The organism is Streptomyces cyaneochromogenes, assembly GCF_003963535.1.
GTDB lineage: Bacteria > Actinomycetota > Actinomycetes > Streptomycetales > Streptomycetaceae > Streptomyces > Streptomyces shaanxiensis.
Genome location: NZ_CP034539.1, coordinates 5,499,775 through 5,515,329, shown reverse-complemented (window position 1 = coordinate 5,515,329; position 15,555 = coordinate 5,499,775). Strand labels below are relative to the sequence as shown.

Here is a 15,555-nt window from a genome sequence, read left to right as displayed (position 1 = left end):
ACCGGATTACGTACCGCACCGCCCGCTCCCCGGAAGGACCTTCAGCGTGATCATCTTCGGTACCAAGGGATACCTCTACCAGCTCGCGATACTCACGCTGGTGTGCGGCCAGTGCGGCAATCCGGCCGCGCACACGCTCAGGAAGCGCGTCACGAAGTTCACGCTGTTCTTCGTCCCGCTGTTCCCTGTCTCCACGAAGTACGCGACGCAGTGCACCTTCTGCGGCGCCGAGCAGAAGGTCACCACGGAGCAGGCCGAGCAGTTGCAGGCGCAGGCCGCGGCCGGCGGGTCCGGCGGTCAGCGGTCCCACGGACAGCCGCAGCAGCCGTACCGGTCCTGACCCGGCCGGTCAGGACTTCGTCTGCTTCGACCCGCTCACCGGGTCGGCGGCGTGCTTGGGGCCGGGCCGCGACGAGAACTGGCCGACGAGCTCGCGGAAGCAGACCAGGGCCGTGATCGGCGGAATCCCGACGACGACCATCGCGAGCAGGGAATGCGGTGACTGGCCGATGCAGAGGGCCACCGCCACGCCGGAGGAGACCAGCATGACCGCCCAGGACCGCCGGGCGGTTCTGCGCTGCACGGAGGCCCGCAGGATGGACAGTCCCGCTAACAGCCAGGGCCCGTACACCGTCAACGGCCACCATTCGCCCAGCTTCGGCGACACGACGAGCAGCGCGATACTGCGCAGCTGATCGTACGAGTACGAGATGGACCAGGTCAGCATCGTCACCGCACACACCGTGATGGCCGCGACCAGAACCGCGACGGTGATGATCCGCGGGTTCCCGCCGAGAATGTGTGCGCCCGCCTGAGGCCGCCGTCGATTGACCGGGCGGCGCGGGCGGGTGTCCCGCTCCGGTGGGCGGGTGTCCCGGTCCAGCAGGCGAGCGTCTCTGTCGAGCAGACGTGTGCCGCTGTCCAGCAGGGGAGGAGCGGGATCCAGGCCCACGCCGTGCGTCGTGTTCAGCATCTGGGCCAGTTCCGCATCCGGATCCCACGCCTCCGCCGAGATCGTCGGATCGGGGACCTGCCAGAGATGCTGCGTGTCGACCTGCTGCATGTAATGAGGGTGGTCGTCTACCGCGTCATAGTCGGTCCTCATTTCTAGAACCTTTCCCCTTCCATCGACGCCCGGAGATATTCACTCTCCATACGACTGATGGTTCTCAGGAAGTCCTCGAGCAGATCCGAGCAATGCGTGATGCTCTCCGCAGTGGTCCGATCAGCTGCTTGTCGCGAGCGGAACGGGCCACCCTCACCTGCGTCTCTTTCCTGCCAAGTCACGTCCACCTAACGAGTGCCGGACAGCGCAGGACATCTGGCATTCGGGGGAATATCCGTCAACGGTGATTATCTGGAATACCCAATGACAATGTCCGTCCGATGAAATTCTGAGGTGTTGAAGATCGCCACGCTCTGCTGGATCTTCGAGATCTCCTGGATCAGGAAAATGTATTACTAAATCTTGTCGGGTGTGGGTCGTCGCCCTGCCGCGAGAGCGAGAGCGAGGACGGGGCCGGCGGCAAGGAGGAGGGCCAGGGCGGCGAAGCCGTAGGTGAGGGTGGCGACGGAGGCGACCGCGGCCACCAGCAGCGGGCCGCCCGCGTCGCCGAGTTCGCGGCCGAGCTCGGCGGAGCCCATGGTCTGGCCGAGCCGTTCGGCGGGCGTGGCGGCGGCCAGCGCGGCGAAGCCGAGCGGGGTGATCAGGCCGGTGCCGATGCCGATCAGGGCCGCGGCGGCCAGGACGCCGGTCAGGCCGGGCAGCATCGCGCAGGCCAGGCCCGCCGAGGTGATCAGCAGCCCGGCGGTGAGGCCGGCGCGGGCGGTGAGACGGCCCTCGTCCAGGGCTCGCCCGGCCTTCGGCTGGACGACGGCCGCGCAGGCCGCCAGCACCGAGACCGCGGCGCCGGTCGCCACCGTGCCGAGCCCGGCGGCGGAGCCGGAGACCGGCAGGAAGCCGACGCCGACGGAGAGGGCGGCGGTCGCCCCGGCCAGCGCTGCCGTGGGCCGCAGGAAGGCGGGGTCGGCCAGGCGCCGGGCGAGGTCCACCACCGTCTGCCGTTGCTTGGGCAGCGGCGGTACGCGCGGGACGGCGAGCGCGGCCCAGAGCGCGACCGCCGCGCCGAGCACCGCCAGCACGGTGAACAGCAGCCGCAGGCCACCGGCCCACACCAGGACGCCGCCGAGCAGCGGGCCGAGGGTGTAGCCGACGGACTTGTGGAAGCCGTAACTGCCGAACGCCCGCCCGTGCCGCGCGGCCGGGTTCAGCCGGGCGACCAGCGCCGACGCGGACGGCGAGAACGCGGAGGCCGCGGCGCCCTGCCCCAGACGGGCCGTCCACAGCCAGCCGGGGCTGTCCGCGACGGCATAGGCGGCGGACGCGGCCGCGAACGCGACGAGCCCGCCGAGCAGCACCGGCCGGGCGCCGATCCGGTCGGCCAGCGCCCCGAACAGCGGCTTGAGCAGCACCTCGGCACCGTCGTACAGGGCGAGCAGGCCGCCCAGGACGAGCAGGGAGGTGACGGCGTCCTCGGAGTGCCCGCCGAGGTTTGCGGCGATGCCGTGGGCCCCGAAGGCGGTGGTGAAGCCGGCGGCGTAGAGGGGCCACATCTGGGCGGCGGGGGCGGCCTGTTGCGCCGGCGTCGCGGTCATGCGGCGCCTTCCTCGTCAGTCACATGTACGTACGTATCAGCTGTCGCATCCGGCAGGAAGGGGGCATCGATCAAGCCCTTGCCGGCCAGGCACCTAGCGCCGCCCGCCGAACTCCCAGTCATGCACCTCGACGTCGGCATACCGGTCCACCGTCAGCACGGCGCGTGCCGTGTCCGGGTCCGGGGCCCTGAGCAGCGCCGCCGTGCCCACCCACGTGGCGCCGTCGTCGGACAGCAGCGGCCCGTACGCGATGAGTTCGTCGCGGTCGGGCGGTACGGCGAGGTCGGTGGCCTCGCCCGTGCCGAGGCCGAGGACGAGGTAGCGGTTGCCGTCGGTGCGGCCGCCGGGGAAGTCCCACATGGTGCGCCCGAGCAGGTTGCGCCACCGGCGCAGCAGCACGTCCCGGTACGCGCCCGCCTGGTAGTTGGGCTCGTCGAAGGCGAACGCGCGGGCGGCTGCCGGGTCCGGCAGGTCGACGATGTGCACGCTGTCGGTGGGCGTCTCGCCATCGGCGGCGAAGGTCGGGCCGCGGGCGATCAGCTCCTTCTCGTACCCGTCCATGTAGGACCAGTGCGCTTCCAGCAACTCCTCGCGCAACGGGAGCGAGCCGGGCCGATCACGGTGGTGGCAGAAGAACTCCATGCGCCCAGTGAAACCCGACGGACCCCAGCCCGGCTAGCGTGCCGATCATGGCGGACTGGGAGATACGGCCCGCCTCGGCGTCGGACGTCGAGGCGGTGGCCGAGTTGCGGGCGGTCGTGCTGCGGGCGGACCTGGAGCGGCTCGGACGGTATGACGAGGTGCGGGTGCGGCAGCGGCTGCGGGACGGGTTCGAGCCGGATCACACCTGGGTGGTCGAGGTGGGCGGCACGTTCGCCGGGTGTGTGGCGCTGCGGCCGGACGAGGACGCCCACTGGCTGGAGCACTTCTACCTGGCCCCGTCCCTGCAGGGCGGCGGCATCGGTTCGGGTGTGCTGCGTGAGCTGCTGCAACGGTGCGACCGCGACGGCGACGGCATCGTCGTACGCCTGAACGTGCTGCGGGGCAGCCCGGCCCGACGGCTGTACGAGCGGCACGGGTTCACCGTCGAGACCGAGGATCCGGTGGACGTGTTCATGGTGCGTGGCCCTCGCGGCCGAGCCGCCGAGGGCCACCAGGACCACCGAAACCACGAGGACCGCTGAGGATTCCGGCGGCGCTACGGCTTGCGCGCCACCCCGCCGAAGTCGTCGACCTCGGCCGGCGCCTGGTCACCCGGCTCGCTCGGGCGCCACCGGGACACGGACACGACACCCGGCTCCAGCAGTTCCAGGCCCTCGAAGAACCGGGCGAGCTCCTGCGGGCTGCGGTTGACCCGGGGGTTGTCGCTCGCCTCGTTCCACTGCTCGATCATCTCCCGCATCTGCTGCGGGTTGAGCACCTCGGTGTCGTCGCAGAGCACGAGGTGGCTGCCGGAGGGCAGGGCGTCCACCAGGCGGCCGACGATGCCGTAGACGCTGTCGTCGGTGATGTGGGCGGTGATCCCCAGCAGGATCAGCGCGATCGGCCGGCTGAAGTCCAGGGTCTTGGCGGCCTGTTCGAGGATGGTCTCGGGCTCGCGCAGGTCGGCGTCGATGTAGTCGGTGGCGCCCTCGGGCGTGCTGGTGAGCAGCGCCTCGGCGTGGGCCAGGACGACCGGGTCGTGGTCGACGTAGACGATCCGGGTCTCGGGGACGAGCCGCTGGGCGACCTCGTGGGTGTTGTTCGCGGTGGGCAGCCCGGTGCCGACGTCCAGGAACTGGCGTATGCCGGCCTCGCGGACGAGGTACTCCACCGTCCGGACGAGGAACGCCCGCTGGGCCACGGCTATGTCGAGGATCGCGGGGTTGCCGCCCGCGATCTGGTCGCCGACCTGCCGGTCTATCTCGTAGCAGTCCTTGCCGCCGAGCCAGTAGTTCCAGATCCGGGCGGAATGCGGCACACCGCTGTTGATCAGCGGGCGTTCAATTGGCATGGGAACTCCCCGAGTTGGCCGGATGTCACCCCATAACCTAGCCCCGCGGCCCCCGCGGCTTCCCGTATCCCCGCACAGGTCTGTCGCCTCTCCTCGAACGCGTGCATCATTACCCAGTTGTTGCCCCAGGTGCTGACGAGGTGATCGGTGCGCATGCGAAGAGCCGGGATGTGTACGGCGGCCATGAGCGTCACCCTCCTGCTGGCGGCGGCCTGCGGCCCCAACCGGCACGACGACGCCGCGTCGGCGCGGCCCACCCCGGTCGAGATGGCCGACGCCCCCGCGCGACTCCCCGTCCCCGCCGGCAAGGGCAGCAAGGTCCCCGACGACTTCAACGGCGACGGCCATCGCGACCTCGTCCTGAACGACCTGGTCAAGGCCCAGGCCCACGCCGATGACGCGGGCATCGGCATCGTCTACGGCAGCGACCGCGGACTGACACCCGGCGCGCGGCAGTTGCTCAGCCCGCGGCGGCAGGCGGCGCCGACGAAGGGACAGCTCCCGGCCGTCTTCGACGCGGAGGAGACCTGCGACCTGGACGGCGACGGCTTCACGGACCTGGTCGTCTCCACCGACCCGCCCTACGACGGCCAGGGCCGGCCCCCGGTCCCCCTCCAGCTCCTCTTCGGCTCCCCGAAGGGCCTGGCCGGCAAGGCCGTCAAACTCGCCATCCCGGCCTCCGCCCGCGTCGGCAACGACTGGCCCGACCGGCCGGTGTGCGGCGACTTCGACGGCGACGGCGCACAGGACCTCGTCGTCCACGCGTCGGGCGGGCAGCTGAGCTTCCTGCGGGGCCCGTTCAGCCGCAAGGGCACCCCACGCACCGCGGGCGCCCCTGTCCCGGCCCCCGGCAACGTCCCCACCGGCCCGTCCGCCGACGTCAATGACGACGGATACGACGACCTGGTGATCCGTACGAACGAAGGCGCCGGCCCCTCGGCCCTCGTCCTGGGCGGCCCCACCGGCCCCACCCGCACCGGAGTCACCCTCCCCTCCGGCATCGACGTCGCCCTCGGCGCCTTCGGCAAGGGCAAGGCCACCCTGGACGCGGCGATCGGCACACTCGACGAAACGTCCCTGCGCTACGACCTCCCGGCCACCGCCGCCCGGGGCACCCTCGACGTCCCCGGCTCCATGCTCGACACCGCCGACTTCGACGGCGACGGCATCGGCGAACTCGTCTCCAGCGGCTCACGGCTGCGGGTCTTCCGAGGCCGTACGGCAGGAGTCGGAGAGTCGGGCATGGTGACCGTCGAGCCACCGGGCCGGGGCACCGCACGCGTCATCGCCGTCGGCGACTTCGACGGGGACGGGCGGGCGGAGCTCGTGGTGCGGGCGTACGTCGGCGAGACGAAGGACACGGTGGCCGTGTATCCGGGGGTCGAGAAGGGCCTGGTGGCGGCGCGGCCGTCGGTCACGTTCTCCAGCTCGGTGTTCCTGGCTCCGTAGGCCCGGCGGGGTGGGCGTAAGGCAGGAAATCGGGACTCACGCCGCACACCGCCCGCGCCTCAAAGATTTACCGAACTCACGTACAACCCTTCCGCCCCATCACCGGTCTCCTGTTCGCCGACCGCGCCGTGAACCCGAGGACAACTCCCGGAGAACACCGGCGGTCGCACCCCACCGACTGCGGATGTCCCGCCGGGCATCCCCGCATGCAGCAGGAGAACCCGCATGCACAAGCACCACCTGCGACTCGCCCTCGCGACGGCCACCGCGGCCGCGCTGACGGGCGGTCTGCTCAGCGTCGCCGTCTCGACGGCGACCGCCGCCGACTCGGCCCACGTCCCGCACGCCGACTTCAACGGCGACGGCATCGGTGACGTGGCCTTCTCCGCCCACGGCGCCTACGTGAACGGCAAGAGCACCGCCGGTCAGCTCGTCGTCCTGTACGGAACCGCCTCCGGCGTGTCGTCCGCCAAGCGCCACACGATCAGCCAGAACACCACCGGTGCTCCCGGCACCGCGGAAGCCGGCGACGGCTTCGGCTGGGAGACCGCCTACGCCGACTTCAACGGCGACGGCTACGACGACATCGCCGTGGGCGCGCCCGGCGAGGACGTCGGCACCGACGCCGACGGCGGCGGCCTGGCCATCCTGTGGGGCTCGGCCTCCGGCGTCACCGGCAAGGGCGTCACGGTCGCCGACCCGGCCCCCTCCGCGCACGACTACTGGGGCAAGAACCTCGCCGCCGGCGACTTCGACGGCGACGGCAAGGCCGACCTGGCCGTCGGCAATTCCTCCGCCACCATCCACGTCTTCAAGGGCGGCTTCTCCGCGTCGGGCACCGCGCTGCTCGGCCGCTCCACCGTCAAGCCCCCGATCCAGGGCGGTGGCGACGCGAACGGCCCGCTCAACCTCACCGCCGGTGACGTCAACGGCGACGCCCGCACCGACCTCGTGGTCGACGGCTTCGAGACCGAGACCGGCTACGGCTGGAACCGCAACTACTACGTCCCCGGCACCGCGAGCGGCCTGAGCACCGCGAACGCCAAGGCCCTCAAGCCCGGCGTGATCACCGCGATCGGCGACATCAACGCCGACGGCTACGGCGACATCGTCAGCGGCGCCTCGTGGAACACCACCACCAGCGACGGCACCTCCATCCCGGACTCCGCCAAGGGCGGCAAGGTGTGGGTGACGTACGGCACGGCGGACGGCCCCGGCACGGTCACCGGCATCACCCAGGACACCGGCAACGTCCCCGGCGCCTCCGAGACCAACGACGCGTTCGGCCACGAGCTGGACCTCGGCGACATCAACGGCGACGGCTACCTCGACCTCGCGATCGGCGTCCAGGGCGAGAACATCGGCAGCGCCGTGAACACCGGCGCCGTCACGATCCTGTACGGCGGCGCGAGCGGCCTGAACACCTCCTCCGGCGCGCAGTCCTTCGCGCAGAGCACCGCGGGCGTCCCCGGCAACGACGAGGACGACGACCTGTTCGGCGTCGACGTCAAGCTCGACGACGTCACCGGCGACGGCCGGACCGACCTGATCGTCGGCTCCCTGGAGAACGCCGGCAACGGCGGCCTCACCTACCTGCCCTCGAACGGCACGGCGATCGTCACCTCCGGCTCGCGCAGCATCGCCCCGAGCACCTCGGGAGTCTCGACGACGGGCACCCCGTACTTCGGCGCCAACTTCGCCGACTGAGCGCGTACATCCCCACAGGCCGGGCCCGTCCGTCCCCGCGGGCCCGGCCTCCCCTCCGCCCTCCCAGGAGCCACCGACCTTGCGCAAGCGCACCCTTCTCCTCGCCGCCACCCTCACCACCGGCCTGCTCACCGCGCTGCCCGCCGCCACCGCCAACGCCGCCACCCCCGGGCTCTCCGGTGACTTCAACGGCGACGGATACCGCGACGTGGCCGTCGGCGCCGTGTGCACGAACGTCGGATCGGCGTCCTGCGCCGGTGCCGTCGTCGTGCTGTACGGCTCGTCGTCCGGCGTCTCGGCCACCCGGAAGGCCGTGATCACCCAGAACTCCACCGGCGTCCCGGGCACCGCCGAGTCGGGCGACCTCTTCGGCTCGGGCCTCGCCACCGCCGACCTGGACCGCGACGGCTACTCCGACCTCGTCGTCGGCGCCTCCGGCGAGAGCATCGGCGACCGGGACGGCGTCGGCTCCGGCACCGTCCTGTGGGGCTCCAAGTCCGGCCTGTCCGGCGGCAAGGGGCTCCCGCAGCCGTCCACGCTCGCCGAGTGGGGCGGCTTCTCGCGCGGCATCGCGACGGGGGACTTCGACGGCGACGGCGACATGGACGTCACGCTCACCGGGCAGGACCACACCCGCCTGTACCTGGGCCCGTTCACCCGTACCGGCGGGCCGCTGAGCCACTACCGCGTCGGCGAGGTCGGCACCACGTACGAGGCGATCGCCGGCGACCTGACCGGCGACGGCGCCGCCGAGCGCGTCTACCCCCTCGGCGAGGACGGCGACCCCGGCGGCCGCATCGACTACTACCGCTGGACCGGCGGCGGCTACAAGTTCATCGGGCTGCCCGAAGCGGACGGCTCCGACGGTTCCATCGCCGACGTCAACGGCGACGGCTACGGCGACCTCGTCCTCGGCGACGCCTCGGACCCGGGCGCCGAGAAGCCCGGCGGCCACAAGGGCGGCCAGATCACCGTCTGGTACGGCGGCCCGAACGGCCCCGACCCCGCGCAGACGCCGACCGCCGTCCACCAGGACAGCGCGAACGTGCCCGGCGCGGGCGAGACCGACGACGGCTTCGGCACGTTCCTGAGCACCGGCGACATCAACGGCGACGGGTTCGCCGACGTCGCGGTCGCCGCCCCCGGCGAGGACCTCGGCGCGGCCTTGGACGCGGGCTCGGTGACCGTGCTGTTCGGCTCGGCCTCCGGGCTGAGCACGTCGGGCGCGAAGTCGTACTCCCAGGACACCGCCGGCGTGCCGGGCACCGCCGAGACCTCGGACCGCTTCGGCTCCGCGGTCGACCTCACCGACATCACCAAGGACGGCCGGGCCGACCTCGTCGTCGGCGTCGACGGCGAGAACGGCACCGGCGGCGTCTGGACCCTGCGCGGCAGCTCCACCGGCCTGACCACCACGGGCGCCCAGGGCCTGACCGCCGCCGCCCTCTCCCTCCCGTCCGGCTACTACTTCGGCTCGGTGATCGCCCAGTGACGTCCCCACGCCGTGCGGCACGCACCCGCGACCGCGTCACCGCCGCCCTCCTCGCGGCGGCCCTGACCCCGCTCGCGCTCACCCTCGCCGCCCCGGCCGCCCACGCCGCCACCGCCGCCAAGCCGTACGACTTCAACGGCGACGGCCGCGTCGACCTCGCGATCGGCGCGCCGGGCGCCACGGTGGGCGGCAAGGCCAGGGCGGGCGCCGTCTCCGTCGTCTACGGCGGCTCCGGCGGGCTGACGACCTCGACGCGCACGCTCCTCACCCAGGACACGGCCGGCGTCCCGGGCGCCGCCGAGGCCGACGACGCCTTCGGGTCCGCCGTCGCCTCCGCCGACCTCAACACCGACGGGTACGCGGATCTGCTGATCGGGGCGCCGGGCGAGGACGTGAACGGCGACACCAACGACGGCACGGTCGTCGCGATCTGGGGCTCCGCGTCCGGGCTGTCCGGCGCCCGTACGCTCCCCAACTTCAACAGCCGCGACAGCGACCGGTACGGCCAGGCGCTGGCCGCGGGCGACTTCGACGGCGACGGCGACACGGACGCCGCGGCCGGCGGCACCGGCAAGTTCGACCTGAACGCGGTCGCCGGTCCGATCACCAAGTCCGGGACCCTCAGCGAGGGTTGGGGCGCGTCCTTGGCCTCCTCCGCCCAGCATCCGTTCTCGTCGTCGTACGGCATCGAACACCTCACCGCCGGTCCCGTCGCGGCCGACGGCCACGTCCGCCTGATCGTGCACGGGCGGGAGTCCGGCACCGACGACGCGGTCACCGCGCTGGCGGACGGCAACATCAACTTCGACGCCTACTGGCTGGAGTACCTGCCGTTCGGCTACACCTCCGCCGTCGGCGACATCGACGGCGACGGCTACGTGGACATCGCGGTCGGCAACCACCGGGAGACCTCCGCCGACCCGTCGGGCGCGCTGGGCGGCAAGGTCACGGTCGTGTACGGCGGCCCGGACGGCCCCGACAGCGCCCGTACCCCGCTCACCCTCACCCAGGACACCGCCGGGGTGCCCGGCGCGTCCGAGTCCGGCGACGGCTTCGGCAGCGAGGTCTCCCTCGGCGACGTCAACGGCGACGGCTACGCCGACCTGGCCGTCGGCGCGTCCGGCGAGAACTCCGGGGCCGGCGCGGTGACCGTCCTGTACGGCTCGGCATCGGGGCTCAAGACCTCAGGCGCCCAGTCCCTCACGCAGAACACCGCCGGCGTGCCCGGCACCTCCGAGTCGAACGACCGCTTCGGCGCCCGCGTCCTGCTCGCCGACCACTCCGGCGACACCCGTGCCGAACTGACCGTCTCCGCGACCGGCGAGAACGGCGACGGCGCGATCTGGTCCCTGCGCGGCGCGACGACCGGCGTGACGACCGGCGGCGCGATCAGCTTCGGCCCGGCGACGACGGGCGTGTCCACGGCGGGCGGCCCGGCGTACGGCGCGGTCCTCAACTCCTGAACTCCTGAACTCCCCTATTCAGAAAGGGACTTCACCATGCGCAAGCGCACCCTGCTGCTGGCGGCCACGCTCACCACGGGCCTGCTGACCGCCCTCCCGGCCACCACGGCCTCCGCCGCCCCCGGTCTGGCCGGCGACATCAACGGCGACGGCTACCGCGACGCCGTCATCACCGCGCCCCTCGCCAAGGTGGCCGGCAAGAGCAACGCCGGCTACGTCGCCGTCGTCTACGGCAGCGCGAGCGGCCTGAACACCGCCACCCGGCAGATCATCAGCCAGGACACCGCCGGCATTCCCGGCGTCCCGGAGAGCGGCGACTACTTCGGCGACCGCGCCACCACCGGCGACCTGGACGGCGACGGCTACACCGACATCGTCGTCGGCGTGCACAGCGAGCAGATCGGCTCGACCGACGACTCCGGCGTCCTGACGGTGCTGTGGGGCAGCGCGAGCGGAATCAAGTCCGGCACCGACATCTCCTCCCCGCTCCCCGAGAACCGCTACGAGCTGGGCTGGTCAGTCGCGACCGGCGACTTCGACGGCGACGGCGACACCGACCTCGCGGCGGCGAACATCGCCTACCCGGAGCTGAACGTCTTCAAGGGCCCGATCTCCCGCACCGGCACGGCCACGGAGCTCGTCGGCATCGACACCTACGAGCAGACCGGCATCAACACCGACCAGATCGTCGCCGGTGACGTCACCGGCGACGGCACGTCGGACCTGCTGGTCATGGGCCAGGAGGAGATCACCGACGGTTACCGCACCCGCAGCGTCCTCTACAAGGGCTCGGCGACCGGCCTCACGCCCGGCAGCAAGGTCGCCGGCGGCTACGCGGCCGTCATCGCGGACGTGAACAAGGACGGCTTCGGCGACATCGTCACCGGCAACTTCATGGAGAAGTCGACCGACGAGCCGAACGGCGGCCTGGGCGGCGCGGTCACCGTCACCTACGGCGCCGCGGGCGGCCTGAGCACCCGCACCCCGGTCCGGATCACCCAGGACACCTCGGGCGTGCCCGGCGCGTCCGAGAAGAACGACGCCTTCGGCTGGAGCCTCGACGCCGGTGACACCAACGGCGACGGCTACACCGACATCGCGGTCGGCGTCGCCAACGAGGACCTGGGCGCGAAGAAGGACGCCGGCTCGGTCGTGATCCTGCGCGGCGCCGCTGCCGGCCTGACCGGCACCGGATCCAAGTCGTTCTCGCAGGACACCAGCGGGGTGCCGGGCACCGCCGAGTCCTACGACTACTTCGGCCACTCCGTCCTGCTCACCGACGCCAGCACGGACGGCCGCGCGGAGCTGGTCTCCGGCGCCCGCGGCGAGAACGCCGGCGCGGGCTCCGCCTGGACCCTGCGCGGCAGTTCCTCCGGCATCACGACCACCGGCGCGAAGTCCTTCAGCAGCACGACGGTCGGCGGGCCGTCGGGCCTCGCGTACTTCGGCGACGTGGTGGCGGGCTGACCCGCAGGTCACGCCGCGGTGGGCGTCTCCCGTGCGTTCAAACCCTGATCGACCACGGAGAACAGCACCGTCCCTCCCCTAGGGGATGTCACAGCTCGGCCGCAAAGCCGGGCCCGATCCGCAGGGCCCGGCACGCGACTCTCCTGGACCAGGTACGTTCGAAGACGTGGCTGGATTCAGGATCGGACGGGGCAGCCGGAACAACGGCACCCCGCAGACGCGCCCCCAACAACCTCCGTACGGGCAGCAGGCGCCCCAGGGACCGTCGTACGGCTATCCCCCGCCGCCGCAGCAGCCGCACGGCGGCTCGGGCAGCGGCGGTGGCGGCTGGCCTCAGGCGAACGGCGGTGGTGGCTACGGCGGTTACGGCGCCGGCGGCCACGGCGGTCATGCTGGTCATGGTGGTCATGGCGAGCCGGAGTACTTCGGCGACGGTGACTACCCGCAGGGCCCCGGCGGCGGCGCCCCGGACCCGTACGCGGCGAACAACCCGGGCCACACCCAGGCGTTCTCGGTCGGCGACGACCCCTACAACCAGGGCGGGACCTACCAGGCGGGCGCGGCCCCGGCCGGCCCGATCGGCCCCCGCCTGCACTGGAAGCAGCTGCTGCGCGGCATCGTCCTCTCCCCCACCCAGACCTTCCTGCAGATGCGGGACTACACGATGTGGGGCCCCGCCCTCGTCGTGACGTTCCTCTACGGCCTCCTGGCCGTCTTCGGCTTCGACACCGCACGAGAGGACGCGATAAACGCGACCCTCTCCAACGCGGTCCCGATCGTCGCGACGACGGCGGTGGCGATGGTGGTGTCCGCGTTCGTCCTGGGCGTGGTCACCCACACCCTCGCCCGCCAGCTCGGCGGCGACGGCGCCTGGCAGCCCACGGTCGGCCTCTCCATGCTGATCATGTCCCTCACGGACGCGCCCCGACTGATCTTCGCGATGTTCGCCGGCGGCGACGCGACGTTCGTCCAGGTCCTCGGCTGGGCGACCTGGGTGGCGGCGGGCGCCCTCCTCACGCTGATGGTGTCCAAGTCCCACGACCTGCCGTGGCCGAAGGCGCTGGGCGCGAGCGCGATCCAGCTGGTCGCGTTGCTGTCGATCGTGAAGCTGGGCACGTTCTGAGGCGCACGCCCCAGGACCGCACGTCGGTGCGACTGTGCCGCCGTGCGACCGTGCTGCCGTGCTGCCGTGCTGCCGTGCTGCCGTGCGAAAGGGTCCCGGCGTTCACGCCGGGACCCCATCGGCCGAGTACGGTCGCGACGGTCGAGTTTCGCCTCGTCTTGTCTCAAAAACCCCAGGTCAGTGGCGTGACCCGGTTGCCGCCGCGAGGATCTGTGCCAATGGCCACAGCGAGCGGGACGCGCATGGGCTCATACTGAGCCATGACTAAGCCTGCGGCACCCAAGCGTCATCTGCCCACCAGCCCCTTCAAGGCCCCGGTCACACCGCCTCCCAAGCACTTCGCCACCGGCGATCAGGTCACCCATGACGTGTACGGCCTCGGCCGGGTGGTCGGCGTGGAAGACGGAATCGCGGCGCTCGTGGATTTCGGCTCGGCGCAGATGCGGATCCTGAGCCCGTACGCCAAAATGACCAAGCTCTAAAGATCTCTTGGAACCTCTGTGCCCGTTCACGGCACGCCAGGCCCCCTGAGGGCCTGTAACGAAAGGCAGACCTCTCATCGACCCCACGTCGCTGTTCTCCGCCCTGGAAGGGCAGCCCCGCCGTTCCACGGCGGTCTCACCGCCCCCGACGACACAACCCTTCCAGGCCCCGGACTTCGGAGAGGACGAGATCCTCTGGTCCGAGGACGCACAGGAGCCCTCCCCGGGCCCGCGTGCGACGCGGCGCAAGGCCGCCTAGCGGCGGCTTCGACAGGGCATCGGTGGATCTTGGCCCGGCCGGCCGGATCCGCCTGACGCCTACTCGCTACGATCCCTGCCCATGGACACCAGGGGCGGGGACAAGGACGGGGACTCCCTACATCAGAACGCGAGCCTCGGTACGGCCGTGGAGTTCGTCTACCGACCGACGGCCGCGGACTACGAAGAGGCGCTCCGTGCCCGAGCTCGTCGGTCACCGTCCGGACGGGCCCAGGCACTCGTGGCGCCGCTGACGGCGGCGATCGCCGTAACCGTCTTCGCGCTTCTCGAGGATGCCGGACTGATCGTCTGGAGCATCTCGCTGGTCCTCACCGTGCCACTCGCGTTCTGGGCCACCCTCCGAGGGCTGCGCACCATGGCCCGCCGGATGTTCAGCATGGTCGAGCCCTACGGCCGGTGCCGAACGGTGGCCGACGACCGCGGTGCCGTCAGCACCGGCGAGCGGGCGTCCTTCAGCATGGACTGGACGGTGTCCCGCGCGTATCTGGAGACACCCGGCCTCTTCGTACTCCTCAGCGGCGACCACGCGACCGGAGTCGCGGTACTGCCCAAGCGGGGCGCACAGCACCCGGCGGACGTCGACCGGCTCCGGGAGATCCTGGACCGGAATCTGAAGCGGGTCTAGCAGGAGCATCCGGCATGCCCATATCGTGCCCATAGCTACCGGGGCTGCGTTGCGACTTCCAGAAGAGCTAGGCGGTGGCCAGCCGCGTCTCACCACGTCCGGCTCATGCCCTTGCCCGCAACATGGCGTGTCGGCACGCTTCAGGACATGGATTGGGTGGCCCCAGTTTCGACGGCGATCGGTGCAGTGATTGGTGTCGGCTCAGCACTGCTGTCCGAAAGAATTCGATGGCGCCGGGACCTGCGCGGCCGAGCTGTGGAGGCACGGCGAGAGCTCTACGCCTCGTTCCTTACCTCTTTCGACGCCACGTTCCGCTCACTGGAAGCAGTCGAACGGGGCACTTACCTGCCGGATCTATCACGCGCCGAGGCTGCCGAGGACGCTCGCGCAGCACACCGCCTCAATGCGATTCGGCAGCACATCCGGATCACTGCTCCCGATCGCATCGTTGATGCCGTAGACGCCCTCTACCGAGACATCAAACAGGCCTGCGACCTGTTGGGAGCGGGCCTAGACAGGGGGTCGGAAGAGGTTCTGCATGTGGTTGACAACATCAACCAGAGAGCCGAGGCGGTGCGCCTTGAGATGAGACGTGACCTGGGCTTCCTCATGCAACCGTGACGAGGGCCTGCTGGGCCGTCTCGGGGCCGCCAAAGGGCGCTCAACGACGACCAACGCTGACAACCACCGACAGCTAAGTCGCAGGTCGCAGCGTTGATCGACTACACAGCCGCAGGTCAAAGACCCGGCCCGTCACTTCTTCGGCTGCTGACGCCAGCTCGACAGCGCTTGACTCGCCCATTGAGACTCCACCGACCTT

At 71.4% G+C, this 15,555-nt stretch carries 15 protein-coding genes; 11 read left to right on the top strand and 4 right to left on the bottom strand.

Annotation, left to right across the window (positions count from 1 at the left end):
- The first annotated feature begins 46 nt into the window (after positions 1-46).
- Positions 47-340: a zinc-ribbon domain-containing protein gene (locus EJ357_RS25055; protein ID WP_126393816.1), complete on the top strand. Its 294-nt coding sequence runs from the start codon at positions 47-49 to the stop codon at positions 338-340.
- 9 nt (positions 341-349) lie between these two features.
- Here EJ357_RS25055 and EJ357_RS25050 read toward each other — a convergent pair whose 3' ends face one another.
- The 3 genes from EJ357_RS25050 to EJ357_RS25040 all read right to left on the bottom strand — a co-directional run bounded on the left by EJ357_RS25050 (position 350) and on the right by EJ357_RS25040 (position 3,297).
- Positions 350-1,063, bottom strand: a complete 714-nt coding sequence (locus EJ357_RS25050) for a DUF2637 domain-containing protein (protein WP_228472588.1) — start codon at positions 1,061-1,063, stop codon at positions 350-352.
- A 398-nt stretch (positions 1,064-1,461) separates the two neighbouring features.
- The gene (locus tag EJ357_RS25045; RefSeq protein ID WP_228472587.1) at positions 1,462-2,655 is read right to left on the bottom strand and encodes an MFS transporter; all 1,194 of its coding nucleotides are present in this window, start codon (positions 2,653-2,655) and stop codon (positions 1,462-1,464) included.
- Between the two features lie 93 nt (positions 2,656-2,748).
- Positions 2,749-3,297 (bottom strand): YciI family protein, encoded by a 549-nt coding sequence (locus tag EJ357_RS25040; protein WP_126393812.1) that lies wholly within the window; start codon positions 3,295-3,297, stop codon positions 2,749-2,751.
- Positions 3,298-3,344: 47 nt separating this feature from the next.
- On the opposite strand from EJ357_RS25040, the gene EJ357_RS25035 reads away from it, so the two are divergent.
- A complete protein-coding gene (locus EJ357_RS25035; RefSeq protein WP_126393810.1) occupies positions 3,345-3,839 on the top strand; it encodes a GNAT family N-acetyltransferase in 495 nt (164 codons plus the stop codon).
- A gap of 14 nt (positions 3,840-3,853) precedes the next feature.
- On the opposite strand, the gene EJ357_RS25030 is transcribed toward EJ357_RS25035, so the two are convergent.
- A complete protein-coding gene (locus tag EJ357_RS25030; RefSeq protein WP_175647521.1) occupies positions 3,854-4,648 on the bottom strand; it encodes an SAM-dependent methyltransferase in 795 nt (264 codons plus the stop codon).
- A gap of 183 nt (positions 4,649-4,831) precedes the next feature.
- On the opposite strand from EJ357_RS25030, the gene EJ357_RS25025 reads away from it, so the two are divergent.
- The 9 genes from EJ357_RS25025 (at position 4,832) to EJ357_RS24980 (ending at position 15,356) form a co-directional block, all read left to right on the top strand.
- Positions 4,832-6,097 carry an FG-GAP repeat domain-containing protein gene (locus EJ357_RS25025; RefSeq protein WP_228472586.1) on the top strand — a complete coding sequence of 422 codons (1,266 nt, stop codon included), beginning with the start codon at positions 4,832-4,834 and terminating at the stop codon, positions 6,095-6,097.
- A gap of 225 nt (positions 6,098-6,322) precedes the next feature.
- Entirely contained in the window at positions 6,323-7,804 is a 1,482-nt protein-coding gene (locus EJ357_RS25020; RefSeq protein ID WP_126393808.1) for an FG-GAP and VCBS repeat-containing protein, read from the top strand.
- A gap of 79 nt (positions 7,805-7,883) precedes the next feature.
- Positions 7,884-9,296 carry an FG-GAP-like repeat-containing protein gene (locus tag EJ357_RS25015; RefSeq protein ID WP_126393806.1) on the top strand — a complete coding sequence of 471 codons (1,413 nt, stop codon included), beginning with the start codon at positions 7,884-7,886 and terminating at the stop codon, positions 9,294-9,296.
- Positions 9,293-10,759 (top strand): FG-GAP repeat protein, encoded by a 1,467-nt coding sequence (locus EJ357_RS25010; RefSeq protein ID WP_126393804.1) that lies wholly within the window; start codon positions 9,293-9,295, stop codon positions 10,757-10,759. The genes EJ357_RS25015 and EJ357_RS25010 overlap by 4 nt, the downstream gene beginning before the upstream one ends.
- 36 nt (positions 10,760-10,795) lie before the next feature.
- Complete coding sequence (locus tag EJ357_RS25005) at positions 10,796-12,226, top strand: FG-GAP and VCBS repeat-containing protein (RefSeq protein WP_126393802.1); 1,431 nt, start codon at positions 10,796-10,798, stop codon at positions 12,224-12,226.
- Between the two features lie 85 nt (positions 12,227-12,311).
- Positions 12,312-13,349, top strand: coding sequence for a Yip1 family protein (locus EJ357_RS25000; RefSeq protein WP_126393800.1), 1,038 nt, complete (start codon positions 12,312-12,314; stop codon positions 13,347-13,349).
- Positions 13,350-13,609: 260 nt separating this feature from the next.
- Positions 13,610-13,831, top strand: coding sequence for a hypothetical protein (locus EJ357_RS24995; protein ID WP_126393798.1), 222 nt, complete (start codon positions 13,610-13,612; stop codon positions 13,829-13,831).
- 340 nt (positions 13,832-14,171) lie between these two features.
- Positions 14,172-14,735, top strand: coding sequence for a hypothetical protein (locus tag EJ357_RS24985; protein ID WP_126393796.1), 564 nt, complete (start codon positions 14,172-14,174; stop codon positions 14,733-14,735).
- Between the two features lie 147 nt (positions 14,736-14,882).
- Positions 14,883-15,356 (top strand): hypothetical protein, encoded by a 474-nt coding sequence (locus EJ357_RS24980; protein WP_126393795.1) that lies wholly within the window; start codon positions 14,883-14,885, stop codon positions 15,354-15,356.
- Positions 15,357-15,555 lie beyond the last annotated feature (199 nt).